The organism is Arthrobacter sp. AQ5-05 (assembly GCF_003287975.1).
GTDB lineage: Bacteria > Actinomycetota > Actinomycetes > Actinomycetales > Micrococcaceae > Paeniglutamicibacter.
This window is the reverse complement of record NZ_QMKQ01000010.1, coordinates 58,023-82,448: the sequence shown is the minus strand read 5'-3', so window position 1 is coordinate 82,448 and position 24,426 is coordinate 58,023. Positions and strand designations below refer to the sequence as shown.

Sequence of the window (24,426 nt, the reverse complement as noted above, 5' to 3'; positions counted from 1 at the left end):
ATCCCGTGGAGCCGGAATGTGCGGACCATCACATTCGATTGGGGGAAGGGAGCGGACATGTCATCCTCGTTTGAGCGCGGGCTGAAAATTCTGGCGGAGATCACCGCCAGCGGCGAGACCACGGTCGATGCCGTGTCCCTCAAGCTGGGCATTCCCTCCAGCTCCGCATATCGGTACTTCAAGGTCCTGCGCGAGCAGGAGTTCGTGTCCGAGGAGGACGGGCGCTACCGCCCGGGCCGCGCGCTGCTGCACATGTCCGGCCAACACCTGGCCCAGTCCCACCTGGCCGAGGTCGGCAACGCGGTATTGCGTTCGATCGTTGAGAAGGTAGGTGAAACCGCGGTGATGATCGTGCGCATCGGTGACCATGCGATGTGCCTGCGCCGTGCCGAACCGGACAAATCGCTGAAGTACACGTTCGCGATCAACGAATTGCTGCCACTTCACGCCGGGGCCGGGCAACGCATGATACTCGCCTGGGCGCCCCCGGAAGTTGTGCGCCAGGTCCTCGCCGGACCGATGACGCGCTTCACCCCCAACACCCTGGGCCCGGAACAAATCCTGTCCAGCATCCCGCAGATCCGTTCCTCCGGGGTTGTCCTTTCCAGGGGCGAGCTCGACGAGGGATCGGTGTCCGTCGCCATTCCGGTGTTCAGCCGCGGCGAAGTGGTCTGCTCGTTGAACGTGGCCGGCCCCGAGGGCCGCTGCGGATCCAAGCTGTGGATCGCTTCGACGCTGAAGGTCATGCGCGACGCGGCCGCAGACCTCACCGACTTGCTGCAAGCCAGCACCCCGAACAAATCAACCAGGGAGACCCTTGATGACTACAGCAGTATTGCCTGAGACCGCGCCGGTGCGGATCGGTATCCAGCGCACGACCCTTGAGGACCTGATCCAGGTCGCCCGCCACCGCCGCCCGGTGGCCATCGACGAAGCGGTCTTCGAGGTCATGGAACCGTCCCGAAACTGGCTGCAGGGCGTCGTGGATTCGATGGGCCCGGGCAAGGACACCCCGCCGATCTACTCCATCAATACCGGTTTCGGTTCCCTGGCGGGACGCCGCGCCTTCGCCGAACCGGCCGACGCCGCCGAGCTGTCGCGCCGTCTTGTGCTTTCCAACGCCGCCGGCGTGGGCTGCTACGTCGACGAAGAGGTGGTCCGCGCGACCATGTTCATCCGTATCGTTTCGCTCACCCAGGGCTTCTCCGGCATCCGGCCGGAAATCGTCACCACGCTCGTGGACATGCTCAACGCCGGGGTCTGCCCGGCCATCCCCGAGTATGGTTCGCTTGGTGCCTCCGGGGACCTGATTCCGCTGGCCCACGTGGCCATCGTGATGTCCCGCCCGCACACCGGGGAGGACATCGAACTGGACTCGGGCGAGGCGATGCTCGAGGGCAAGATCGTCTCCGGGATCAAGGCCATGGCAGCGGCCGGGATCGAACGCCTGCCGCTGGGGGCCAAGGACGGGCTGGCACTGCTCAACGGCACGTCCTTCTCCGCCGCCCAGGCCGCACTGGCCCTCTATGACGCGCAGAACCTGCTGGAGACCGCACAGATCACCGCGGCCATGAGCATCGAGGCGCTGATGGGCTTCGGGGACGCATTCATCGACGAACTGCACCAGGCCCGCGGCCAGCGCGGCCAGATTGAGGTCGCCGCCCGCATCCGCGAGCTGCTGGCCGGCTCCACCTTGATCGACGGAAACGCCGCCACCGACCCGGTGCGCCAGCCCCCGCAGGACGCCTACTCGCTGCGCTGCGTCCCGCAGGTCTTCGGCCCGGTCAAGGACACGCTGGCCTTCGCCGCCGGCATCCTGGAAAACGAGATCAACGCGGCCACCGACAACCCGCTGATCTTCCCCGCGCTGCCCGACACCCGCAAACTCAAGGCCGTGTCGGGAGGCAACTTCCACGCCGAGTACGTGGCCTTCGCCGCCGACTTCATCTCGATCGCGGTCACCGAGATAGGCTCCATCACCGAGCGCCGGCTCTTCCGCCTGGATGACGGTACGCTGAACCGCGGGCTTCCGGACATGCTCATCGACTCCGAGCAGACCGGCATGGACTGCGGCTACATGCTCCCGCAGTACCTGGCCGCGGCACTGGTCTCCGATTGCAAGACCCTCGCCCACCCGGACTCGGTGGATTCCATCCCGACCTGCGCCAACCAGGAAGACCACGTGTCGATGGCGAACAACGCCGGACGCCACACCCGGCAAATCGTGGCCAACATCGAATCGGTGGTCGGCATCGAGCTGCTCATGGCCGCCCAGGCCCTCGAGCTGCGCCTGGGACTCGAGGCCACCGCGGATGCCCGCCTGAGCCCGGCCGCCGCCGCGGCCTTGGCCCTGGTCCGCGGAACCGCCTCAGACGACGGACGGCCCATCGACCACATCCGCGCCGACGTCGTCATGTACCCCAGGATCCGCAAGGCCCTGGAACTGGTCCATGACGGAACCGTGGTGGACACGGTCAACCAGGCGCTTGCCGGCTGACGCCGGAAGCGCGCCACCGTACGACAACCACACCCCGGTCCACCGGCACCTTGCCGGTGGGTTGGATGGGTGCACCCAAAAACATCCCGCCAAAGACGACGGGACCCCTGAAAAGAAGTTCCACGAGCAGCAAGCACAAGGGAGTTCGCATCATGAAGAACACGAATCGCACCATCCGTTCCACCGCCCTCGGCGCACTGGCCATTGCCGCCCTGCTTGGCGTCAGCGCCTGCGGCGGAACCGCCGAGGCCGAGAAGCCCGCCGCCACCGACACCTCGGCCCCGCTGTTCAAGGAACTGCCCCAGAAAGTCCAGGAATCCGGGACCATCAACGTGGCAAGCAACGTGGAATACCCGCCGTTCGAGTCCTACGACACCGACGGCACCACCATCATCGGCATCGACCGTGAGATCGCCGACGCCCTGGAAAAGCAGCTCGGGGTCACCATGGACTTCGACAACATCGCCTTCGACGCGATCATCCCCGGACTTTCCTCCGCCCGCTACGACATGGCGATGTCGGCGATGTCGGACACCGTCGAACGCCAGAAGGCCGTGAACTTCTTGGACTACTTCTCCGCCGGCGGCGGCGTGATGACCACTGCCGCCAACGCCGAGAAGCTCAAGACCCTCGACGACCTCTGCGGCACCCACGTGGGCATCGTGAAGGGCACCACCGAGGACGCCGACGCAGCCGCGGCCTCCAAGAAGTGCGAGGAAGCAGGCAAGGAAAAGATCGAAGTCACCATCTTCGCCGGGCAGAACCAGGCCGTGCTGGCCCTGCAGTCAGAACGCGTCGAGGCGTTTTTGGTCGACTCCACCTCGGGTTCGGTCATCGCCGCAGAATCCAAGGGCGCCCTGTCCATGGGCGAGCGCTACCAGGACCTGGCCTTCGGCATCGTCTTTCCCAAGGACCAGGAACAGTTGATGGGAGCGATCCAGAAGGGTCTGGAGGCCATCAAGGCCGACGGGACCTACGACAAGATCCTGGCCGACTACGACATGGCCGAGCACTCCATGGAAACCTTTGAGGTCAACGGGGTCAAGGAATGACCCAGGTGGCAGCCGTCGTCGAAGGTCGACGCAACGAGGAAGCCGATCTGCGGGTCGTTCCTGCCCGCTTCGTGGGCCGCTGGGTGGCTGCCGTGGCCGTGCTGGGCATCCTGGCGATGACCATCTACGCGATGTTCACCAACGAGCGTTTCCACTGGGACGTGGTCGGGGAGTACCTCTTCGCCGCACCGGTGATCTCGGGCCTGGGCAAGACGCTGATGCTCACCGGGATCTCGATGCTCATCGGAGTCCTGCTGGGCATCGTGGTGGCGGTGTGCCGGCTCTCGAGCAACCCGATCCTGTCCACCGCCGCCTGGGCATACTCGTGGTTCTTCCGCGGCACCCCGCTGATGGTGCAGCTGCTGTTCTGGTTCTTCCTGGCGGCGCTGGTCCCCACCATCGGCCTCGGCGTCCCGTTCGGGCCCGAGTTGCTGAGCATCGACACGAACTCGGTCATTTCCCCGTTCACCGCGGCCCTGCTGGGCCTGAGCCTGAACGAGGGCGCCTACATGGGCGAGATCGTGCGCTCCGGGATCCGGGCGATTTCGCCGGGACAGACCGAGGCCGCCAAGGCCATCGGCATGTCCCGCCTGCAGACCATGCGCCGGGTCGTGCTGCCGCAGGCCATGCGGGTGATCATCCCGCCGACCGGCAACGAGACCATCGGCATGCTCAAGTACACCTCGCTGGTCATCGTGATCGGCTACTCGGAGTTGCTCACCAGCGTCTCGATCATCTACTCGCGCAACTTCCAGACCATTCCGCTGCTGATCGTCGCGGCGATCTGGTACCTGGCTGTCACCGCGGTGTTCTCGGTCGGACAGCACTTCATCGAGCGGCACTTCGAACGCGGTTTCACCCCGATGAAGGGCAAGAAGCCGCCCACCCCGGGAACCGCCGAGACAGTGGTTCCGTCCGCCGCGGAACCCGCCGCGGCCCAGGCCAACGAACCGGAATTGGAGCCCACCAAATGAGCGAACCCATGCTGCGGGCACGCAACGTCCACAAGTCCTTCGGGCACTTGGAAATCCTCAAGGGCATCTCCCTGGAGGTGCAGGCCGGGCAGGTCGCCTGCCTGCTGGGCCCCTCGGGCTCGGGCAAATCGACGTTCCTGCGCTGCATCAACCACCTCGAGAAGATCAACGACGGGGAATTGTGGGTGGCCGGGGAACGCATCGGCTACCGCCGTTCCGGGAACAAGCTGCACGAACTGAAGGAAAACCAGACGGCAAAGCAACGCGCCGCAGTGGGCATGGTCTTCCAGCAGTTCAACCTGTTCCCGCACCGCACGGCCCTGGAGAACGTCATCGAGGGACCGGTCGTGGTGCAGAAGCGCAACAAGGCGCAGGCGCTGCGCGAGGGCATGGAACTGCTGGACCGCGTCGGGCTGGCCGACAAGTACAAGCACTACCCCGCCCAACTCTCCGGAGGCCAGCAGCAGCGCGTGGCGATCGCCCGCGCGCTGGCCCTGAAGCCGCGGCTGATGCTCTTCGACGAGCCGACCAGCGCGCTGGACCCGGAGCTGGTCGGGGAGGTGTTGGACGTGATGGGTTCGCTGGCCGCCTCCGGCATGACCATGATCGTGGTCACCCACGAAATGGGCTTTGCAAAAGAGGTCGGCGACGTCGTGCACTTCATGGCCGACGGGCAATTGGTCGAATCAGGCAGCCCGACCCAGGTCTTGGGGAATCCGCGTGAGACACGCACCCAGGCGTTCCTCTCCAAGGTCCTGGCCTAGCCCGCTCGGGCACACCACCAAGACAACCCCCCTGAACGGAGCAAAACAGTGAGCATGCATACCGGCATGTGCGCAGGCCCGGTGCCGCGCGCGATCGTGGCCACGCTGCCGAGGTACTCGCGGGCGGCGGGCCTGGACACCGTGCGCTGGGTGGGGTCCTCGAACGAATCGTGCACCGCACCGTCCCCGGCGGCCGTTGCCGCGATGGCCGACGCCGCGGCCGGAGCCAATCGGTACCCGGGCATCGTCGGTGGCGAGCTGGTCGCGGCAATCGCTTCCGGGCTGGACCTGGACCCGGGACAGGTCGTGGTGGGCGGCGGATCACTGGCCCTGCTGGGACAGCTGTTCGATGCCTACGCTCCGGCCGGATCCACCGTGGTGCACGCATGGCGCAGCTACGAGGCATACCCGATGCTTATTGCCCTGGCCGGCGCCGAATCGCTTCCCGTGCCCCTGGACCCGGCCCACCGGCACGACCTGGACGCCATGGGCAAGGCGGTTACCGGAAAGACCTGCATGGTGCTGCTGTGCAACCCGAACAACCCCACCGGCACCGTGCTGGAGATTGCGGAGCTCACGGCATTCCTGGACCGCATGCCGCGGCACGTGCTGGTGGTGCTCGACGAGGCCTACCGGGAGTTCGCCGACGCCGAAACCGACTCGCGGCACCTGCTGGAGTCCCACCCGAACCTGGTCATCCTGCGGACCTTCTCCAAGGCCTACTCACTGGCCGGGGCCCGGGCCGGCTACCTGCTCACCGGCATGGGCATCGCGGCGGATATCCGTGCCGTGGCCCCGCCTTTCGGGCTCAGTTCGCTGGCCGAGGCCGGCGCGGTCGCGGCCTGGTCCGACAACGCCCACCTGGCCGCCACGGTGTCCGGGGTCGTGGCCGAGCGTGCCTACCTGCACGAGGGGTTGCTCGCCCGCCGGCTGCCGGTCCCGCCCAGCGGCGGGAACTTCATATGGATTCCCGCCGGACCGCGCTCGTTGGAGTTGGAGGCCGCCTGCGTGGCCCACGGCGTCTCCGTTCGTGCCTTCCCCGGCTCGGGAGTGCGGGTGACCATCTCCGTGCGCGAGGCCTCCGACGCGGTGCTGGCCGCCGTCGACTCGCTGGAACCTTCCCTGCCGGGCATCCCGGCTTCGCACAGCGCGGCATCGTCCGCGGAAACACATCACAGCACCGGAGGTGCATCGTGACCATGACAATAGACAGCGGACTGGATCCTGATTCCGGGGCCCTCCTGGGCATCGGGACGGACGGCTTCTTCGAGATGGAGGTCGCCGAGATCCGCACCGAATCCTCGGGCGTGCTCTCCTTGCACCTGGCGCACCCGGCAGCCCGGCCACTGCCGGGCTGGACCCCGGGATCGCACATCGACGTGCTGCTGCCCAACGGGTTGCTGCGCCAGTACTCGCTGTGTTCCGAGGCCGGGGCCCGGCGCTGGCGGCTGGGGGTGCTGCGCGAGCCGGCCGGCCGCGGCGGCTCCGCCTACGTGCATGACGACCTGCGGCCCGGTGCCCGGGTCAAGGTCCGAGAACCGCGCAACAACTTCGGGCTGCAGCCGGCCCCGGAATACCTGTTCATTGCCGGGGGCATCGGGATCACCCCGATCCTGCCGATGCTCGCCGCGGCGGAGGAATCCGGGATCCCGTGGCGAATGCTCTACCTTGGCCGGAGTCTGGAGTCGATGGCGTTCACCGCCGAGCTGGCGCGCTACGGGGACAAGGTGCAGGTGCATGCCGATGACACCGCCGGTCTCTATCCGCTGAAGGAGCTGCTGGGGGACGCGGACGCAGCGTTCCACACCTACGCCTGTGGCCCGGGCCCGCTGCTGGACTTCATTGCGTCGCTGGCCGCCGGTTGGGAAGACAAGGCCCGGTTCCACTTCGAGCGGTTCGTGGCCGACCCGACCGCCACCGCCCCGGCGGCAGGGGACCACGAGTTCACCGTGGAAACCACCGACGGCGTCGAGGTGCAGGTGCCGGTGGGCACCAGCATCCTGGATGCGCTCGCGGAGGCCGGGGTGCCGGTGCTGAACTCCTGTCGGGAGGGGATCTGCGGGACCTGCGAGACCCCGGTGGTCTCGGGGGATATCGATCACCGGGACTCGCTGCTGTCCGATGAGGAACGCCAGGCGGGGGACACCATGATGATCTGCGTGTCCCGTTGCAAGGGGTTGCGCATGATCCTGGACATCTAGCGAGCTGCTGCGGGGCCAACGACCTCAGGCGCGCAGGCGGAAGAACGAATTGCCGACCAGTTCGTGGGCCCCGGGCAGCAGCACCACCAGGAGCTCGGGGTTGAACTGGACCTCGACGGGCCCGCGGCCTTCCAGCGCTGCCGAGAGCTTGTGCGGGGCGAGTGCTTCGAGGATCCACTCGTCGGGCCCGGCGCCCACGTGCAGCAAGCTGGTGTCGTTGTCGACATCGAGCCACGCGGTGATCCAGTCGCCGGAAAAGCGCGGCAGGGGATTGGCGGGCGAAGCGGTGGCCAGGGTGGGGCTGTACATGATGCACACGTCCTTGGAGAATCGTTGTCCTTGCCCCTGCGTGCGGGATGCGCGAAAGGGCCGCTTCGTCATCCGAACCACCCGCCGTGCAACTATGGGGTTGGTATCTGGTTTGCAGGTCGGAGCCTTGCCTATTTGGCAGCCAGAATTCGTGAAGCTGTGTCAACCCTACGTTGAACCGGGGACTCTTTGCCACCACAGGTCCAAGGGGGGCAACAAAGGGTCACATGCACCGGGCGTCCGGAATATGGATCGTTTCGCGATGTCCGTTCCCAACGAACAAGCATAGGCTGGGAAGCGAAAACACCAATCCCGGCCTACGGAGGCAAACATGCGCGCCACCCTGATCCACGGACCGCGGGACATCCGCGTCGAGGACTGCCCCGATCCCGTTCTGCTCGCCGACACCGACGCAATCGTCAAGGTCGGCGCAGCCTGCGTATGCGGCTCGGACCTCTGGCCCTACCGCGGCGTCAACCCGATCCCGGAGCCCCGGCGCATCGGCCACGAATTCATCGGAACCGTGACGGCGCTTGGGTGCAAGGTCGCCACCTTGAAGGTCGGCGACTTCGTGGTGGCCCCCTGGGCCAATAGCTGCGGCACCTGCCCGCCGTGCCGCAACGGCGTCCAGGTCGCCTGCGAGCACCGGGCGTCCTGGGGCGGGAACGACGAGAACGGGTTGCCGGTGGACGGTGGGCAGGGTGAAACGGTGCGGGTCCCCAACGCCGACGGCACCCTGGTTCCGGTCCCGGGCGTCAGCGAACCGGACGAGGCACTGTCCAAGTCGCTGTTGGCACTTTCCGATGTGATGGGCACCGGGCACCATGCCGCCCTCGGTGCCAGGGTGGCGCCCGGGCGCAGCGTCGTGGTCGTCGGCGACGGCGCCGTGGGTCTGTGCGGGGTGCTTGCCGCCAAGCGCCTGGGTGCTACACGCATCATCGCGATGTCCCGGCACGCCGACCGCGCGGCGCTGGCCCGCGAATTCGGGGCCACCGATGTGGTGTCCGAACGCGGTGCCGAGGCCGCCGTGAAGGTGCGCGAACTGCTCGGGGGAGTGCTGGCGGATTCGGTGCTCGAATGCGTGGGCACCGCCGAGGCCATGGACCAGGCGCTGCGCTGCACCCGGCCCGGCGGCTCGCTGGGCTTCGTGGGCGTTCCGCACGGCCAGGACGGGCTGCCGATCTCGGTGCTCTTCTCCAAGAACATCTCGGTCGCAGGCGGTGCCGCAAGCACCCGGGCCTACCTGCCCGAACTGCTCGAGGACGTGCTGGCCGGCGGGATCAACCCCGGCCTGGTCTTCGACACGGTCATGGGCTTGGAGCAGGCGCCCGAGGCCTACCGGGCCATGGACGAGAGAACTTCCATCAAGGTCATGCTGGTTCCCTAACGGGCGATGTCGGGGCCCACATGGCAAAGCCTGTACGCCGACACCATCGATCGTGACCATTTTGTGACCTTTGTGGGCATGCGTTATCGTTGGTCACCGATGCCAGCTTTCAGCCAAACCCCCGTCCGAGGATTCTCCACCGCAGCAACCGACCCCGTTTTCGTCGACCCGTCTGGCAGGCGCCTGCAACGACTCAAGAAAGCCGGCATGGTGGCCCTGGGCCTGATGACGCTGTACGTGGTGCTGCTCCTGGTCGCCTTCCTCGGCGGCTCCACGATTGCGGCACCGATGCTGCCGGTTCCCGGGGGCCGGCCCGTGGTCGCGGCCGGGCCCGAAGCCCCGACGAAACCGCAACCAACCCCTGGCCCGGTATCGGAGCGCGCCGGGGAACCACCCGTGGCGCCACCCGGTGCAGCCGACAGCACCGAGGCGGCCACAAACAGCCCTGAGCGGACCGCCGCCCCCGCCGTGCCTTCTTCCGCAACCGAATCCGCCGCCCCCTCCAGCTCGGCCGTTCCCCGCGAAACCACTGGCCCGCAGGCCACGCCGAGCACCGCTCCGGCAAGTGCCACACCGACCCCCGGCAGTGATCCGGCCACCCGCGGAAAGAGCCGGGACGCACCCGGTCGCAATGCAACCGCCCCCGGACACAGCGACGCCGGACCGGCCAAACCCACCCGGGAAACCCGCCCGTGAGCACCGGACGCCGGGCCGCCCGCACCGGCGGCATCGGGGCTCACTGGTTCCTCATGCTCGTCGTCGTGCTGACGCTAGGGCTGTCGCTGGCCGTCCAGGGATATATGAACCACCTTGCGGGAATCAACGATCGCCCCGCGCCCGCGAGCCACGCCACCGGGAACGTTCCCGCGGCGGTCTCTTCTGGCGGACCGATCATTGATGCGCGCGGGGAGGAGGTCCTCACGGCCAGCCCCTCCGGCCACACCGTGGCCCTGACCTTCGACGACGGGCCCGACCCGGCCTGGACGCCGAAGATCCTCGATGTCCTGCGGGAGCGCGGGGTCCACGCCACCTTCTTCGTGACCGGCACCTTGGCGATCAAGCACCCCGAGTTGCTGCGGCGCATGGTCGCCGAGGGTCACGAGATCGGCATCCAGACGCTCACGCATGCCGATCTCTCCGCGGCCCCCGCATGGCGGCGCCAGCTCGAGATCAGGGGCGCCCAGAAGGTCGTAGCGGGGATCGCCGGCCTATCGCCGTCGCTGCTGCGCCCGCCGCACAGCACAGACAATGCGTCGACCACCGACGGCCAGTGGTCGGCCATGGACACGGCAGCGGACGAGGGCTTTCTCACCGTGCTCAGCACGCACAACAGCGCAGACGAGAACGCCCCCGGCGCCGAGGTGGTCATCGGACGATTGCTGCAGCCCGGGGCCCGTGGCCAGGTGGTCCTGATGCACGACGGAGGGGGGAACCGGTCCCAGACCGTCGAGGCGCTGTCCGCGGCGCTTGGGAAGCAGGCCGCGTCCGGCCACCGCTTCACCACGGTCGGCGACTCGATCGGCGTGGACAGCACCCGGCAGGCGTCCTTCGCCGACTCCTTGATCGGGACCGCGTTCGTCTTCGGCATCCGGTTCACCGATGCCGTTGCCACGGCCATCTCGTGGGGCCTGGTCGCGGCCGGGGTCCTGACGCTGGGGAGGGCGGCGCTGGTGATGGTTGTCGCCTTCCGGCACAGCAGGGCAGTGCGGCGAACCCGCGCGGCCGAGCGGGACCGGGCCTGGTTCTCGGCGCCGATGCGCACCGAGGTCCTCGAGCCCGTCAGCGTGATCGTCCCGGCGTACAACGAATCGGCCGGCATCGAGGCTGCCGTGCGGTCCATCGCCGCCTCGACCCATCCGGTGCAGGTCATCGTCGTCGACGACGGTTCCACGGACGGCACCGCCGACATCGTCGAGGCGCTCGGATTGCCGAATGTCGAAACCATCCGCAAGGAGAACGGCGGGAAGCCCTCGGCCCTGAACGCCGGGATCGCCGCGGCCCGCCACGACCTGGTGGTGATGGTCGACGGGGACACCGTCTTCGAGCCCGACACCGTCCACGTTCTGATCCAGCGCTTTTCCGATCCACGGGTCGGCGCCATTTCGGGCAACACCAAGATCGCCAACCGCGGCGGCATCCTCGGTGCGTGGCAGCACATCGAGTACGTCGTCGGGTTCAACCTGGACCGCCGCCTGTTCGACGTCGCCGAATGCATGCCCACGGTCCCCGGTGCGATCGGCGCATTCCGCCGCGAGGCCCTGGCCCGGGTGGGCGGGGTCAGCAACGACACCCTGGCCGAGGACACCGACCTGACCATGGCCCTGTGCCGCGACGGCTGGCGGGTCGTGTACGAGGACGACGCCCTGGCCTGGACAGAGGCACCGGCAACCCTCGGGGCCCTGTGGAAGCAGCGCTACCGCTGGTGCTATGGCACGCTGCAGGCCATGTGGAAGCACCGCGGGGCCGTCGCGCAGTCGGGCGCGGCCGGGAAGCTGGGACGCCGGGGGCTTGGCTACCTGCTGGTCTTCCAGGTGCTGCTTCCGCTCTTCGCGCCCGTCGTGGACGTGTTCGCCATCTACGGCCTGGTGTTCCTGGATCCCGTGCGGATCGCCGTTCTCTGGGGAATCTTCCTGCTGATCCAGTTCATCATGGCCGCCTACGCGTTCCGGCTCGACCGCGAGCCGCTGCGCGCCCTGTGGACCCTGCCGCTGCAGCAGCTCGTGTACCGGCAGCTGATGTACCTGGTGGTGATCCAGTCGGTGGTCACCGCGCTGGCCGGCGTGCGACTGCGCTGGCACCGGATGGAACGATATGGTTCCCTGCGCGTCCCGCTGGATTCGAAGACCCGGGCCTCGACGCCCTGACGCACCAGCGGGCCGCGAGCCACCGGGAACCCCCGATGGCTGCCGACGCGCCTGGCGGCCATCGACGAGACGCTACACGCGCTCGCGCCCGGAGGCCGGAACGCTTCGGGGCAGGGAGCGGCCGGAGAAGAACTCCGGACGGCGTGCCGCGGCCCCCACCAGGAACAGCGCGCCGAGGGCAATGATGCCCACGCCCAAAACGAAGACCAGCCCGACCCCGAAGAGCTGGGAGCCCGACCCGTAGGCCGGGTCCCAGGAATCGACGGCTGTCTGGATGAAGACGGCCACCAGTGCGATGCCACCCAACAGCGGGGCCAGCAGGCGCAGGGCGAAGTTGCGCAGCGAGTCCAGTGCCGTGCGGCGGAAGTACCAGACGCAGGCCAGGGCGGTGAGCCCGTAGTAGAAGCAGATCATCATGCCCAGGGCCAGGATGGTGTCGTTTAGGACGTTGTTGCTCAGCACACGCATCAGCGCGTAGAAGCCGGCCGAGACGCCTCCGGCAACCATGGTGGCAAAGGCCGGGGACTGGAACCTGTTGATCCTGGTGAACTGCTTCGGCAACGCCCCGTGGTGGGAAATTGCCAGCAGCGAGCGGGCCGGGGAGATCATGGTGGACTGCAGCGATGCCGCACAGGAGGAGAGCACCGCCAGCGAGAGCAGGATCGCGAACGGGCCCATGACCGGCGCGGCGATGGCGGTGAAGATGTTCTCCGCGTTCTCCGGGTTGCGCAGGCCCAACCCGGTGTCCCCGACGCCGGCAAACATGAGCGTGGCGACGGAGCCCGCCAGGTAGATCGCCAGCACGCCGATGGCGGTCAGCGCCGCGGCCATGCCGGAGGTCTTCTCGCCGTTCTTGGTCTCCTCGTTCATGGTCAGGCAGACATCCCAGCCCCAGAACGCGAAGATCGACAGGCTCAGGCCCACGGCAAAGGCGGAGAATGAATCGATGTGCACGGGGTTGAACCACGAGGCGTCAAAGGCCAGGTTCCCGGGCCGGTCCGCGGCCTTGGAGATGGCGCTGATCGTGAACCAGGCCAGCACCGCCAGCTGGAACCCGACCAGCACGTATTGCACCATGCGCGTGGTTCTCAGCCCGCGGCAGGCGATGAACACCGCGGCCGCCACGAAAACCAGGCAGGTGGCGACGTTGATGAGCCTGTTGTCGGCCAGCTCCGCCAGGGCCGGGTTGCCGGTGGCCTGGGCCAGGAACAGGTAGAAGAAGTCGACGGCGACCCCGGCGAGGTTGGAGAGCACGATGATGTTGGCGGCCAGCAGGCCCCAGCCGCCCAGCCAGCCCAGCACCGGGCCGAAGGCCTTGGCCACCCAGGTGAAGGTCGTGCCCGAATCCGGGGTATCGGCATTCAGCTCGCGGTAGGCCAGCGCCACCAGGAACATCGGGATGAATCCGATGATGAAGATCGCCGGCAGCTGGGTTCCGATGGCCTGGACCGTCGGGCCAAGCGAGGAGGTCAGGACGTAGGCCGGGGCGATGGTCGAGATCCCGATCATGACGGCGGCGAAGAGCCCCAGCTGGCCGGAGGCCAGGCCCTTGGACCGGATTGGCCCGGTGCCGGATGAAGGGACGGGAGCCTGGGTGCGACGGGCGGTGGACAGGCTCATGGCCTGCCCCCGGCTGCGGGTTCCTGCTGGGTGATGCAGTGGATGCCGCCGCCGCGGGCGTAGAGCTCGCGGGCATCCACGCCCACGACCTTGCGCCCCGGGTAGGCCGCGGCCAGCACGGCAAGGGCGGCTTCGTCGTTCGGGTCGTCGAAGGTGCAGGCCACCACGCCGCCATTGACCACCAGGTGGTTGATGTAGCTGTAGTCCACGAAGCCATCCGCGTCGCGCAGCACGGTCGGGGCGGGGACCTCGATGACGTTGAATTCGCGGCCCCTCGCGTCGGTGGCGCCGCGGAAGGTGGCAATCAGCTCCCGGGAAATGGCGTGGTCCGGGTGCCCGGGGTGCTGCTGGCTGTGCACCAGCACGGTGCCGGGGGAGGGGATGGTGGCGACGATGTCCACGTGTCCGCGGGTGCCGAACTCCTCGGTGTCGCGGGCCAGCCCGCGGGGAAGCCAGTGCACCTTGGTGGCACCCAAGGTGCGGGCGAACTCCGCTTCGACCTGCTCCTTGGTGATCCCGGGGTTGCGCCCCGGGTCCAGCTGCACCGACTCGGTGGCCAGCACCGTGCCTTCGCCGTCCACGTGGATGGCTCCGCCCTCGTTGACAAGATTCGAGGCGATGCGTGGCACCCCGGCCCATTCGGCGACCGCGGCACCGATCAACGCGTCTTTGTCCCAGGCCGCCCAGTCCTGGGCACCCCAGCCGTTGAAGACCCAGTCGACGGCTGCGAGTTCGCCGGCGTCATTGGTGACGAAGGTGGGGCCGATGTCGCGCATCCAGGCGTCGTTGAGCTCGGCAGTGCGGATCTCGATCCGCTCGTCGAGGTAGCGCGCGGCGATCTGCGTGTCAGCCGGGTCCACGACCATGGAAACCGGTGCGAACTCGGCCACCGCATGGGCGACGTTGGCCCAGGTCGAGCGCGCGGCGTGGGCCTCGGCCTCGGTGTCGCCAAGCGTGTAGCCCTCGTGCGGAAAGGCCATCCACACGCGTTTCTGGGCCGAGGTCTCGGCGGGCATGATCCAGTTCATGTCTGACTCCTGCAAGGTGCTGGGTGTGTGGGAAGCGATCGAGATGGAAGGTCACGCGCGGAGATCGCCGTCACATAAATGAATGTCGTTCGTTTTATTATGGTGGCTTGGGTCACGTGGCGCAAGGGGCAAAACGAATGTAGTTCGTTAGACTTTTGTGAACAGGTCCCCGACCCCCCCACTTCCAGGAGCCATCCATGGCACGGCCCAGCACCCCCAAGCTCTCCGTCTCCGCGATTGCCGCCGCTGCCCTGGAACTGGTCGACGCGCACGGGGAGTTCACCATCCCGGCCCTGGCCAGGGCCATGGGCGTGAGCCCCTCCTCGCTCTACAACCACGTGGCGTCGAAGTCCGACATCATCGAATTGATGCGCGGTGAGGCGATGGGGAAGATCGAGCTGCCCGAACCGGGCACCGACTGGGTGGACACGCTGCGGCGGATCGCGACCGGTTACATGCGCTCCTATGCCAGGCACCCGAAGCTGATCCCGTTGCTGACCGCCTACACGGTCCGCGACGCGGCGACGCTGCGGGTCTATGAGCTGCTCGCCGACGCCCTGTCCGCCGGCGGTTTCGGCCCCGAACAGTCACTGGCCGCGATCACGGTGCTGGACTCGTTCGTGCTCGGCTCCGCGTTGGACGCAGCGGCTCCGGCGCAGGTGTGGGAGGCCGGCGATGACGCGGCAGGCCCCTGGCGCGAGGCGCTGGCTGCGGGCCTGGGGTCCGGGGACCGCGCGCAGCGGACCTTCGAGTACGGCCTGGAGATCCTGCTGGCGGGATTCGCCCTCCAGGCCGCCTCGACGGCGGCGGCCACCTAGCGCAGCAGTTCGCGGATGTCGTCCGCGTTCAGCACCTTGCCGAAGCCCGCGCCCTCGTCCATGACCGAGGAGATCAGCTGGCGCTTGGAATCCTGCAGCGCCACCACCTTCTCCTCGATGGTGTCCTTGGCGACCATCCGGTAGACCATCACATTGCGGGTCTGCCCGATGCGGTGCGCCCGGTCGACGGCCTGCGATTCCGCAGCCGGGTTCCACCAGGGATCCAGCAGGAAGCAGTAGTCGGCCTCGGTGAGGTTCAGCCCGAAGCCGCCGGCCTTCAACGAGATCAGGAACACCGGGGCCTGACCCGACTTGAACGAGTTGATGACCTCGGCGCGCTTGCGCGTGGAGCCGTCAAGGTAGGCGTACGGCACCCCCGCGGCATCCAGCCGGTCCGCGGCCTTCTTCAGGAAGGAGGTGAACTGGGAGAAGATCAGCGCGCGGTGGCCCTCGGCGAGCACGTCCTCGAGCTGCTCGAAGAGCACGTCCAGCTTGGCGCTGGGGACGTCGCCATAGTCGGGATCCACCAGCGAGGCGTCCAGGGCCAGCATCCGCAGCAGGGTCAGCGACTGGAAGATCGTGAACCGGTTCTTGTCCATGTCGTCGACCAGGCGCAGCACCTTCTGCCGCTCGCGGTGCAGGTGCGTGTCGTAGACCTTCCGGTGCGCCTCGCCCAGTTCCACGTGCAGCACCTGCTCCTGCTTCGGCGGCAGGTCTGTGACCACCGCGTCCTTGGTCCTGCGCAGCATGAACGGGCGGATCCGCCGGCGCAGGCGCACCAGCGGCTCGGGTAGTCCCTGGCGTTCGATGGGCCGCTGGTAGTTCTCCGCAAAGCGCACCGCCGAGGGGAAGAGCCCGGGGGAGACGATGGCGAAGATCGACCAGAGCTCCATGAGGTTGTTTTCCATGGGCGTGCCGGTGATCGCCAGCTTGAAGCGGGCGGGCATGTCCCGGGCCACGTGGTGCGCCTTGGTCGCCTTGTTCTTCACGAACTGCGCCTCGTCCAGGATCAAACCGGCCCAGTTGATGTCCGCGTACGCGTCGTCGTCCAGGCGCAGCAGCGTGTAGGAGGTGACGATGACGTCGTATTCCTTGGCCAGGGCCGCCAGCGAGGCTGCGGCGCGCGACTCGGTGTCGGTGACCGCCACGACCCGCAGGCTCGGGGCGAAGCGCGCGGCCTCGTCCTTCCAGTTGGACACCACCGAGGTCGGGGCGACCACCAGGAACGGGGCGCGGACCTTGGCCTGGGCGGTGATGCCCTCAAAGGCCTCGGGGTTGGCCCACACCTGGTGGGCGTGCAGCATCAGGGCCAGGGTCTGCACGGTCTTGCCCAGGCCCATGTCATCGGCCAGCACCCCGCCCAACCCGTTGCGCCACAGCGTGGCCAGCCAGCCGAAGCCCTCGACCTGGTAGGGGCGCAACGTCGCGTTCAGCGTCTCGGGCAGGTCGGTGACCGCGGTGGTCTTCAAATCCACCAGCGAGTTCAGTGCGCTGACCCATTGGTCCGGGCCCTCGATGTGCGTGGCCAGCGCATCCAGTTCCTCCCACAGGGCGTACTGGTACTGGGTCAGGGAGATGTCCGCTTCCTTGTCCTTCATGTCCCGCAGCCCGCTGGCCTCGGCGACCAGGGCGCGGAGCTTGGCGAAGAGCGGATCCTCCAGGGAGAAGTAGGTGCGGTCGGGCATCAGCAGCTTGGTCTGGCCCTGGGCCAGGGCGCGCAGGATGTCGGCGTAGGGGATCTGCCGCCCGCCGATGGAGATCAGCAGGCCCAGGTCGAACCAGTCGCGGCGGTCCGATTCCACGGTGGTGATGACCAGCTCCGGGGCCTCGGTGAGCTCGTGGAACACCGGGCGGGTGCCGGTCTCGTTGAGCACCAGGTCCTTGATCCCGGCCAGGGCCGGAAGGACGCGGCGCACGAAGTCGATGACCTCAAGGCCCGCCAGGTGCTTGGGGCCCAGCACCGTTGACTCGAAGGCCGGGTATTGGTTCAGGATTTGAAGCACTTCGGATTCCAGCGCGGATTCCACCGCGGTGTCGCGGTCCGCCGCGTCCACGACCATGCCCTGGTAGTCGAAGACCCAGTCCACGTCGACGGTTTCGCCGGTGCCGTAGCGGATCCTGGCCACCAGCTTGGGCGGCAGCACCGCCGGCAGCGCCACGGAATCGTCGGGGCTGGTGAACCGCAGCTTGCGGGCCAGACGCGGGTAGACGCGGGAGAAGAATTCCCCGGTCTCGGCCTCCGGGACGTTGAGGGTCTCGGGGTGGTGCAGCATCGACAGCTCGGTGTGGCTCAGCCCGCCGGGGACCTGGCCCAGGAAGATCTCGTTCTGGTCCTCGGTGGCGGCATAGACGCCGTGGTTGCCGATGGAGCCGGCCGGCGAATGCGCGTCAAGGATGAAGCGGTGCCCGCCCATCGACAGCGACGGTGCCAGCGCCAGTCCGTCTTCCCCGGCCCGCGCGCCCAGGGCGACGTGGGCGGGGGAGGAGAGCAGGATCCGGGTGTTGGTGCGCATGCCCACCAGCGCCACGCCCAGGGCCTTGGCCGTGGGCAGCAGTTCCCAGAGCAGCGCCGAGGCGTATTCGTCGAGGTAGAGCCAGTCGTTGTCCTCGCCGAAGTAGAGCTCGCCCTTGGCCCGGTAGAGCGGCACGAACTGGCAGAACCAGCGGTACTGCTCGATGTCCAGGTTCAGCCCGAAGGTCTTGAAGCTGATGGTGTTCCAGCGCAGGTTCGACCGCGCCCAGCGGTCGGACCCCGAACGCACCACCGGGCGCACGCCCAGCCGCCAGCGCCTCGAGGCGACCTTCAGCTGCCCCACCCCGGACCCGGGGGCCCATTGCTGGTGCGCCGAGAGCGTGGTGTCCTGCAGCTCGAACTGCAGGCCCATCTGCAGCACCGGGTGCTTGGAGTTGGCCCCGCCCAGGGACGTGGGGGTGGCAGGGGCCGGGGCGAGCAGCTCCTGCAGCGCCTGCTGCCAAGCCGGAACGGCCACGGCGGTGTTGCGGTACACCACGTCCTTGGCACGCAGGTGCATGGAGTTCGAGTAAATGAGCACGGCCGCCACGTGGCGGCAGGCCGGCGCGGCCCCGCACGGGCAGGCGGCATCGTCGATGACGCGCTCGCCCTTCTTGGCGGCCAGCGCGATGCGCACCTCGTGGGCGGGCTCGGAATCCTCGGACACCGTGGCGGACATGGCCTGGTCGACCGGATCCCACGCGAACCCGCTCAGCGCGGCGTCGGTGGCCAGCACCTTGCCGCGGGTGAAGGAGACACCGCCGACGACACGCAGGATTTCACGCGCATCGACCATGGGAAAAGCAGATTCGGTCATCCTCCCATCGTTTCACGTTCAGCACCTCCAGCCCTAACCCGGGAGGGTCACCGTGCCGAAGAATACGGTCCGGGGACCCGAAAGTCGCTAGCCTAGGTGTCATGAACAGCACTCCGGCCCTGCATCCGCTCCCGCGCATCATTGAGATTGCGTCGCTGGGCGACTTCGACAGGCATGCGGCCACCGCGCTGGCGCTGACGGACAAGCGCCTGGCGGCCTCCATGCACGGCTGGCACGTGCAGTCGGTGGACCTGCGCGCACGCAGCGCGGTGCTGGAAAAGCTGCGCTCGGCAGGCTCGGTGTTCATGGGTTGCGACATCGAGGGCAAGATCGAGCGCCGGTTGCGCGGGGGCGGGGCACTGGTCTTCCCCGAGATCCCCGGACTGCCCTTCGACCCCTACCGCGGTGAGCTGTATTCCGGGAGCGAGCTCTACGCGGGCCTGGACGCCGGGTCCTACGAATCGGTGACCGATGCCCGGATCTACGCCTGGGCCTCGCACCGCTACGGCGCCGGCGCCCACGACGCCTTGAACGCCGCGCTGTCCACCACCCTGCACGACCACGCCATCGGTTCGCGGCTGGATTCGCAGATACGCGACGGCGCGCTGTCCCACGCACCGCTGGTCGGGGTCATGGGCGGGCACGCCCAGGAACGGGGATCGGCGGGGTACGAGCGGGCCGCACGGCTGGGCCATGCCCTGTCCGGGGCCGGGTTCATCGTCGCCACCGGAGGCGGGCCCGGGGCCATGGAAGCCGCGAACCTGGGCGCCTACCTGGGGTCGGGCAGCACCGAGAACCTGGCCGAGGCGCTGGGCATGCTGGCGGAGGAGCCGGGGTTCGCCCCGTCGGTGACCCGCTGGGCTCGGGCCGCGGCCCGCGTGCGCGAACGCTGGCCCGCGGGCCTGGCGAACCTGGGGATCCCCACCTGGTTCTACGGACACGAGCCGCCGAACATGTTCGCCACCCACATCGCCAAGTACTTCGCCAACGCCACACGCGAGGCCGTGCTGCTGAAGAGCTGCCCCGGGGGCATCGTGTTCCTGCCAGGCGCAGCCGGGACCGTGCAGGAAATCTTCCAGGACGCCTGCGAGAACTTCTACGGGGCCGAAGGCAGCATCAGCCCGATGGTGCTGGTGGGCATCGAGCACTGGACCCGGACGCTGCCGGCCTACCCGCTGCTGGCCGACCTGGCCCGCGGCCGGGCCATGGAGGAGAAGATCTTCCTGGTCGAGGATGCGGCCGAAGCGGTGCGCATCCTGGTGGAGTTCAACGACGGCTCGATCTCCGGGGTCCGGGGACTGGCATGAGTGCAGGTTCCCCTGCCATCGGCATCGACATCGGTGGCACCAAGATCGCCGCAGGCTTGGTTGGCTCGGACGGGAAGGTCTCTCGGCACCTTCGGTACGCGACGCTCGGGCATGACCCGGCCGCGGTGCTGGACACCGTGGCATCGCTCATCGCCGAGCTCGGCGCTGATGCCCCGGAGGCAACGGTGGGCGTGGGTGCGGCCGGATGGATGGACCCGGACGGCGGCTCGGTGCTCTTCTCCCCGCATCTGGCCTGGCGCAACGAACCGCTGCGCGCCAAGCTCGAGGCCGCCACGGGACGCCGGGTGTTGTTGAGCAACGACGCGGATGCCGCCGGCTGGGCCGAATACCGATTCGGTGCCGCTCGAGGGCACAGCCACGTGGTCTGCCTGACCCTTGGCACCGGGATCGGCGGCGCCATCGTCGTTGACGGGCTGCTGCAGCGCGGTAGGTTCGGGGTGGGCTCGGAGTTCGGCCACCAAACCATTGTTCCCGGCGGGCAGCGTTGCGCCTGCGGGAACCGTGGATGCTGGGAGCAATATGCCTCGGGCAATGCCCTGGCCCGGGAGGGGCGCAGCCTGATGGCAGTGCACTCGCCGGTGGCCTTTGCGCTGCGCGAGGCCGCGCGCAACGACCCGCACCTGGTGACCGGTGAGCTTGTCACCGCCCTTGCCGCCGACGGGGACCCGGCCTGCCGTGAATTGATCATCGAGGCCGGCCAATGGCTGGGGCGTGGGTTGGCTAACTTGGCGGCGGTGCTGGACCCGGGAATCTTCGTGATTGGCGGAGGGCTGGGTGCTGCGGTGCCGTTGTTGGTGGAAACCGCCGAAGCCACATACCGGGAGAACTTGAGCGGGCGCGGCTATCGGCCCTTTGCGGAAGTTGCTCGTGCAGAACTGGGGGCTGATGCGGGATTGGTGGGTGCCGCAGACCTGGCTCGTCGGGCGCTCGCCGACTGATGCTCGGCCTCCTGCACCCCCTGGGCGCATGGGTGTTCCGGGGATGCGTGGATGCATCCCCCGTGGTGTAGGTGTGTGGGTTTATTTTCGCTGGGGTGGCCGGTCCATGCCGGTGCCGGGCCGCAGTGGCGGAGCCGTGGAGATGTAGCTGTGGCCGCTGGGGGTGGTGATCTTGAAGGAGTGCCGGCCCTTCCCGGACAGCGGTTCCTCGTGCCAGCCGGGCGCTTCCTTGGTCTTGTTGCAGGTTTTGCATCGACCCGAGGCGTTGTTCTCGGTGGTCTTGCCGTTGCGGCGCACCTGCACGATGTGGTCGAGTTCCTGGATGCGGCCGTTGCAATGCGGGGTGCGGCAGCGTTGGTCGCGGAGGCTGATGAAGCGCTTGAGGTTTCCGGCAAAGCGGCGGGCCGCGGAGTCCATGGCGACAAGCTTGCCGGTTTCCGGGGCGGCGTAGAGGCGCCGGTACCAGGTGTTCAGCGGGTGCGCGGGGTCGCCAGCCACCAGGGAGCGTGCCTTGGTGGCGCTGATGTAGCCGTGGCCCGGGATCAGCGCCGGTTCGTCGCTGTCGCCGGTAAGGCTCTCCGGCTCCATGATCAGGAACAGCGCCACGGGCCTGGAACCGGTGGCCGAGGTGTCGGTCATCGCCTCGAAGACGGTGTCGGCCGCGACCTGGGCATTGGTGCGCTCGTCCCCGGGCTCCCGGGGACGTTCCATCTCGCGGTTGAGGACCTGCAGGATGGGGATGCCCTGGTCCAGCGGGAACTCGCCGACGATCCGCACGGTGTTTTCATTCAGCTGGTAGCCGCTGGCATACCGCTTGTCGGCAGCATCTTCTTCCTTCTTTTCGGCGGTTTCCGGTTCCAGGATGAGGGCCCAGTATTCGACCAACTCACGCAGCGTCGCAATCCCTGCCACGAAGCAGGTGTGGGTGTCCTCCCACAGCAGGGAATCGAGCATTCTGCGGTTTTCGATCTTGAGGTTCCGGGTGCCGCTGATGACCACGTGTACCTGGTCCCAGGTCAGGATGCCCCGGCGCAGCCCCTGGTGGCAGCGGGGCAGATCTTCGGCAAGGAGTCGGAAGTCGTTGGTGCGGTTGGTCCCGCCCGTCGGGGACAGGTGCAGTGCCAGGGCAACGTCCCCGCTGGAACCCCAGGCGGGGTTCTTCTCCCTGATCCCGGCGCGCTTCCGATCGGCAACCAGGCAGTCCTGGTAGGCGACACTGTGGTCGGCCTGCTTCGCCGTGGCGGCGCATTTCAAGGTCTCGAGGGCGCCAACAGCGGCCACCGCATCATGGGTTCCGGTCAGCACCGGGGCCGCGTTCACGGCGGTGGCCAGGGACAGGATCCCCTCGGTGCCGGTGCGGGCCAGATGTTCGGCGACCAATGCATCCATATCCGCACCGTCGGCCAGCAACGCGTCGTAGCCCAGATCCTTCCCGGCTCCACCTGTGGTGGTGCCGGCTGAAGGGATGCCGCTCGATGACGTCGTTGCCATGCCTCCATTGTAGAACCGGACATCGAGAAATGAAACAGTTGTTCAAGGAAGATCGAAAATATGTTCCATTGTGCTTCATGGGCGACTGCCCTTCCCCGCAGATGCCACTCTGCGGGGCCGCAGCGAGGAAAAGCGCCGCCGGATCCCGGATACCGGGGGATGGCGGCACCTTGCCGTCGTTTTTGCGGGGAAACCGCTAAGCCACGGAACCGCCGAAGAGCAGGCCCAGAGCGTAGGTGATGCCGGCGGCGCCAAGGCCGATGGCCAGCTGGCGCAGCCCGCGCTTGGTCGGGGAGGCGCCGGAAAGCAGGCCGACCACCCCGCCGGTGAGCAGCAGGGCGATGCCCACCAGCACGGCGGAGAGCATGATGGCAGGGGTGCCGCCCATACCGACGATGAACGGCAGGATCGGGATCACCGCGCCGGAGGCGAAGAAGCAGAACGAGGAAGAAGCCGCGCCCATGGCCGAACCGATTTCCTCGTGTTCCTGCGCCTCGGCGATATCGGCCAGCTCCGGCTGCAGCGACAGCGAGGGGTTGCAGTCGCAGGAGTAGATGCCCATGCGTTCGGCGGCGCGGTGGGCCGCGTCCTCGTCGCTCATGCCTCGGGCCTTGTAGACCAGCACCAGCTCGTTGGCGTCCAAATCCAGGTCCGGGGCGGCGGCCAGGGTCACCTGGGTGGGCTTGGACGCGGAGAGGAGCTCGCGCTGGGAACGCACCGAGACGTACTCGCCGGCGGCCATCGACAGGGCGCCGGCCAGCAGGCCGGCAATGCCGGAGAAGAGCACCATGGAGGTGGCCACCCCGGTGGCGCCGATGCCCATGACCAGGGCGAGGTTGGAGACCAGGCCGTCGTTGGCGCCGAAGACCGCTGCGCGGAAGTTGCCCGAAAGCTGGTTGCGGCCCCGGGTGGCCAGGCCGCGCACGACCTCCTCGTGGACCAATTCGTCGGCGGCCATCTGGCGGCTGGCGTCGGTGTCCCCGGCATAGGGGGAGTTGCCTTCGGCGCGTTGGGCCAGGGCCAGCACGAAGACCGAACCGAAGTGCCGGGCCAGGAAGCGGAGCATGGTGCGGCGGATCGAGGGGCTCATGGGCTTGCCGGCATGTTCGCCCAGCAGCGTGCGCCAGTGTTCCTCGTGGCGGGTTTCGGCCTCGGCCAGTCCCAGCAGGACCGCGCGTTCTTCGCCTTGGCGGTTGTTGGCCAGTTCGCGGTAGACCGCGCCCTCGGCGACTTCGTCGGCCAGGTACTTGCGCCAGCGTTTGATCTGGGCTGGGGTGGGGGTCGGCGCTTGTGGCGTCATGCTCTCATCCTCGTGTGGGCGTTCACGGCCTAAGACGGCCATGCGATGGGGAGGCCCAGCGGGATTGTTTCTTGGGTGCGTTGGACCTCGGGCCACCAGTGTGTGGACCGAAGGTCTCGTTCGCCTGGACCGGGCGTTGCCGCCCCTGGCCCTAGGTGGATTGCCGGGTTACCACGTTGTAACCAGTATGTCGACGCACCGCTGTCCCGCCGCTGCCGGCGGGTCTGGGAACTACTCCCCTTCAACCCACGAGTGTAACGTTCGGGAGCGTCCGAGAGAATTCGCTGAGGCTAAAAATCCGGGCCTGGCCAGTGGCGCAACCGGCCTTCGGGATGCGCACCACCAGCGCCCGGGCGTCGGGGTCCCAGCGCGGGGAGGCGACCGCGTTGGCCAGGGCCGCGGCGAGGGCATCGGCGTCCGCGACGTGGAAACGCTGCCAGGTGCCGCGGATGCGAAATTCGAGGACCTCGCGGTGGACATCGAGCAGGGGCAGGACGGGGATGGAAGGTGCCATGGCGGGAAGGGA

20 protein-coding genes are annotated in these 24,426 nt (G+C 68.0%); 13 read left to right on the top strand and 7 right to left on the bottom strand.

All coding sequences use genetic code 11. The features are described from left to right. Positions 1 to 57 precede the first annotated feature (57 nt). The 7 genes from DQ353_RS10760 (at position 58) to DQ353_RS10730 (ending at position 7,488) form a co-directional block, all read left to right on the top strand. Positions 58 to 843, top strand: coding sequence for an IclR family transcriptional regulator (locus DQ353_RS10760; protein ID WP_113762804.1), 786 nt, complete (start codon positions 58 to 60; stop codon positions 841 to 843). Then, positions 821 to 2,497: an HAL/PAL/TAL family ammonia-lyase gene (locus DQ353_RS10755; RefSeq protein ID WP_113762756.1), complete on the top strand. Its 1,677-nt coding sequence runs from the start codon at positions 821 to 823 to the stop codon at positions 2,495 to 2,497. The genes DQ353_RS10760 and DQ353_RS10755 overlap by 23 nt, the downstream gene beginning before the upstream one ends. Before the next feature lie 152 nt (positions 2,498 to 2,649). Next, positions 2,650 to 3,549, top strand: coding sequence for an ABC transporter substrate-binding protein (locus DQ353_RS10750; RefSeq protein ID WP_181578337.1), 900 nt, complete (start codon positions 2,650 to 2,652; stop codon positions 3,547 to 3,549). Positions 3,550 to 3,554: 5 nt separating this feature from the next. Further along, complete coding sequence (locus tag DQ353_RS10745; RefSeq protein ID WP_286166751.1) at positions 3,555 to 4,523, top strand: amino acid ABC transporter permease; 969 nt, start codon at positions 3,555 to 3,557, stop codon at positions 4,521 to 4,523. Then, entirely contained in the window at positions 4,520 to 5,287 is a 768-nt protein-coding gene (locus tag DQ353_RS10740) for an amino acid ABC transporter ATP-binding protein (protein WP_286166750.1), read from the top strand. Before DQ353_RS10745 ends, DQ353_RS10740 begins: the two co-directional genes overlap by 4 nt. 54 nt (positions 5,288 to 5,341) lie before the next feature. After that, the gene (locus DQ353_RS10735) at positions 5,342 to 6,484 is read left to right on the top strand and encodes an aminotransferase class I/II-fold pyridoxal phosphate-dependent enzyme (RefSeq protein ID WP_286166765.1); all 1,143 of its coding nucleotides are present in this window, start codon (positions 5,342 to 5,344) and stop codon (positions 6,482 to 6,484) included. 2 nt (positions 6,485 to 6,486) lie between these two features. Then, positions 6,487 to 7,488 carry a PDR/VanB family oxidoreductase gene (locus DQ353_RS10730; protein WP_286166749.1) on the top strand — a complete coding sequence of 334 codons (1,002 nt, stop codon included), beginning with the start codon at positions 6,487 to 6,489 and terminating at the stop codon, positions 7,486 to 7,488. A 24-nt stretch (positions 7,489 to 7,512) separates the two neighbouring features. Here DQ353_RS10730 and DQ353_RS10725 read toward each other — a convergent pair whose 3' ends face one another. Next, a complete protein-coding gene (locus tag DQ353_RS10725) occupies positions 7,513 to 7,797 on the bottom strand; it encodes a hypothetical protein (RefSeq protein ID WP_113762753.1) in 285 nt (94 codons plus the stop codon). 331 nt (positions 7,798 to 8,128) lie between these two features. Here DQ353_RS10725 and DQ353_RS10720 point away from each other — a divergent pair, with 331 nt between their 5' ends. From DQ353_RS10720 to DQ353_RS10710, 3 genes are all read left to right on the top strand, one after another. Then, positions 8,129 to 9,184, top strand: coding sequence for a zinc-dependent alcohol dehydrogenase family protein (locus DQ353_RS10720; RefSeq protein ID WP_113762752.1), 1,056 nt, complete (start codon positions 8,129 to 8,131; stop codon positions 9,182 to 9,184). A gap of 99 nt (positions 9,185 to 9,283) precedes the next feature. Further along, on the top strand, positions 9,284 to 9,880 hold the full coding sequence (locus DQ353_RS21660; protein WP_181578336.1) for a hypothetical protein: 597 nt from the start codon (positions 9,284 to 9,286) through the stop codon (positions 9,878 to 9,880). Then, positions 9,877 to 12,048 carry a bifunctional polysaccharide deacetylase/glycosyltransferase family 2 protein gene (locus DQ353_RS10710; protein ID WP_286166748.1) on the top strand — a complete coding sequence of 724 codons (2,172 nt, stop codon included), beginning with the start codon at positions 9,877 to 9,879 and terminating at the stop codon, positions 12,046 to 12,048. Before DQ353_RS21660 ends, DQ353_RS10710 begins: the two co-directional genes overlap by 4 nt. Positions 12,049 to 12,120: 72 nt before the next feature. On the opposite strand, the gene DQ353_RS10705 is transcribed toward DQ353_RS10710, so the two are convergent. Both DQ353_RS10705 and DQ353_RS10700 read right to left on the bottom strand, forming a co-directional pair. Next, positions 12,121 to 13,668 (bottom strand): APC family permease, encoded by a 1,548-nt coding sequence (locus DQ353_RS10705; protein WP_113762751.1) that lies wholly within the window; start codon positions 13,666 to 13,668, stop codon positions 12,121 to 12,123. Continuing rightward, positions 13,665 to 14,696 carry an agmatine deiminase family protein gene (locus DQ353_RS10700; RefSeq protein WP_113762750.1) on the bottom strand — a complete coding sequence of 344 codons (1,032 nt, stop codon included), beginning with the start codon at positions 14,694 to 14,696 and terminating at the stop codon, positions 13,665 to 13,667. The genes DQ353_RS10705 and DQ353_RS10700 overlap by 4 nt, the downstream gene beginning before the upstream one ends. Before the next feature lie 197 nt (positions 14,697 to 14,893). Here DQ353_RS10700 and DQ353_RS10695 point away from each other — a divergent pair, with 197 nt between their 5' ends. Continuing rightward, positions 14,894 to 15,514, top strand: coding sequence for a TetR/AcrR family transcriptional regulator C-terminal domain-containing protein (locus DQ353_RS10695; RefSeq protein ID WP_113762749.1), 621 nt, complete (start codon positions 14,894 to 14,896; stop codon positions 15,512 to 15,514). Here DQ353_RS10695 and DQ353_RS10690 read toward each other — a convergent pair. Then, positions 15,511 to 18,843, bottom strand: a complete 3,333-nt coding sequence (locus tag DQ353_RS10690) for a DEAD/DEAH box helicase (RefSeq protein ID WP_113762748.1) — start codon at positions 18,841 to 18,843, stop codon at positions 15,511 to 15,513. The genes DQ353_RS10695 and DQ353_RS10690 overlap by 4 nt on opposite strands. A 101-nt stretch (positions 18,844 to 18,944) precedes the next feature. On the opposite strand from DQ353_RS10690, the gene DQ353_RS10685 reads away from it, so the two are divergent. Together DQ353_RS10685 and DQ353_RS10680 are read left to right on the top strand one after the other, a co-directional pair. After that, positions 18,945 to 20,150 carry an LOG family protein gene (locus DQ353_RS10685; RefSeq protein ID WP_113762747.1) on the top strand — a complete coding sequence of 402 codons (1,206 nt, stop codon included), beginning with the start codon at positions 18,945 to 18,947 and terminating at the stop codon, positions 20,148 to 20,150. Continuing rightward, complete coding sequence (locus DQ353_RS10680) at positions 20,147 to 21,109, top strand: ROK family protein (protein WP_113762746.1); 963 nt, start codon at positions 20,147 to 20,149, stop codon at positions 21,107 to 21,109. Before DQ353_RS10685 ends, DQ353_RS10680 begins: the two co-directional genes overlap by 4 nt. Positions 21,110 to 21,190: 81 nt before the next feature. Here DQ353_RS10680 and DQ353_RS10675 read toward each other — a convergent pair whose 3' ends face one another. The 3 genes from DQ353_RS10675 to DQ353_RS10665 all read right to left on the bottom strand — a co-directional run bounded on the left by DQ353_RS10675 (position 21,191) and on the right by DQ353_RS10665 (position 24,414). Beyond that, on the bottom strand, positions 21,191 to 22,600 hold the full coding sequence (locus DQ353_RS10675) for a DUF222 domain-containing protein (protein ID WP_113762745.1): 1,410 nt from the start codon (positions 22,598 to 22,600) through the stop codon (positions 21,191 to 21,193). A gap of 196 nt (positions 22,601 to 22,796) precedes the next feature. Beyond that, the gene (locus DQ353_RS10670) at positions 22,797 to 23,900 is read right to left on the bottom strand and encodes a VIT1/CCC1 transporter family protein (protein ID WP_113762744.1); all 1,104 of its coding nucleotides are present in this window, start codon (positions 23,898 to 23,900) and stop codon (positions 22,797 to 22,799) included. Positions 23,901 to 24,141: 241 nt separating this feature from the next. Then, positions 24,142 to 24,414 (bottom strand): hypothetical protein, encoded by a 273-nt coding sequence (locus DQ353_RS10665; RefSeq protein ID WP_113762743.1) that lies wholly within the window; start codon positions 24,412 to 24,414, stop codon positions 24,142 to 24,144. Positions 24,415 to 24,426 lie beyond the last annotated feature (12 nt).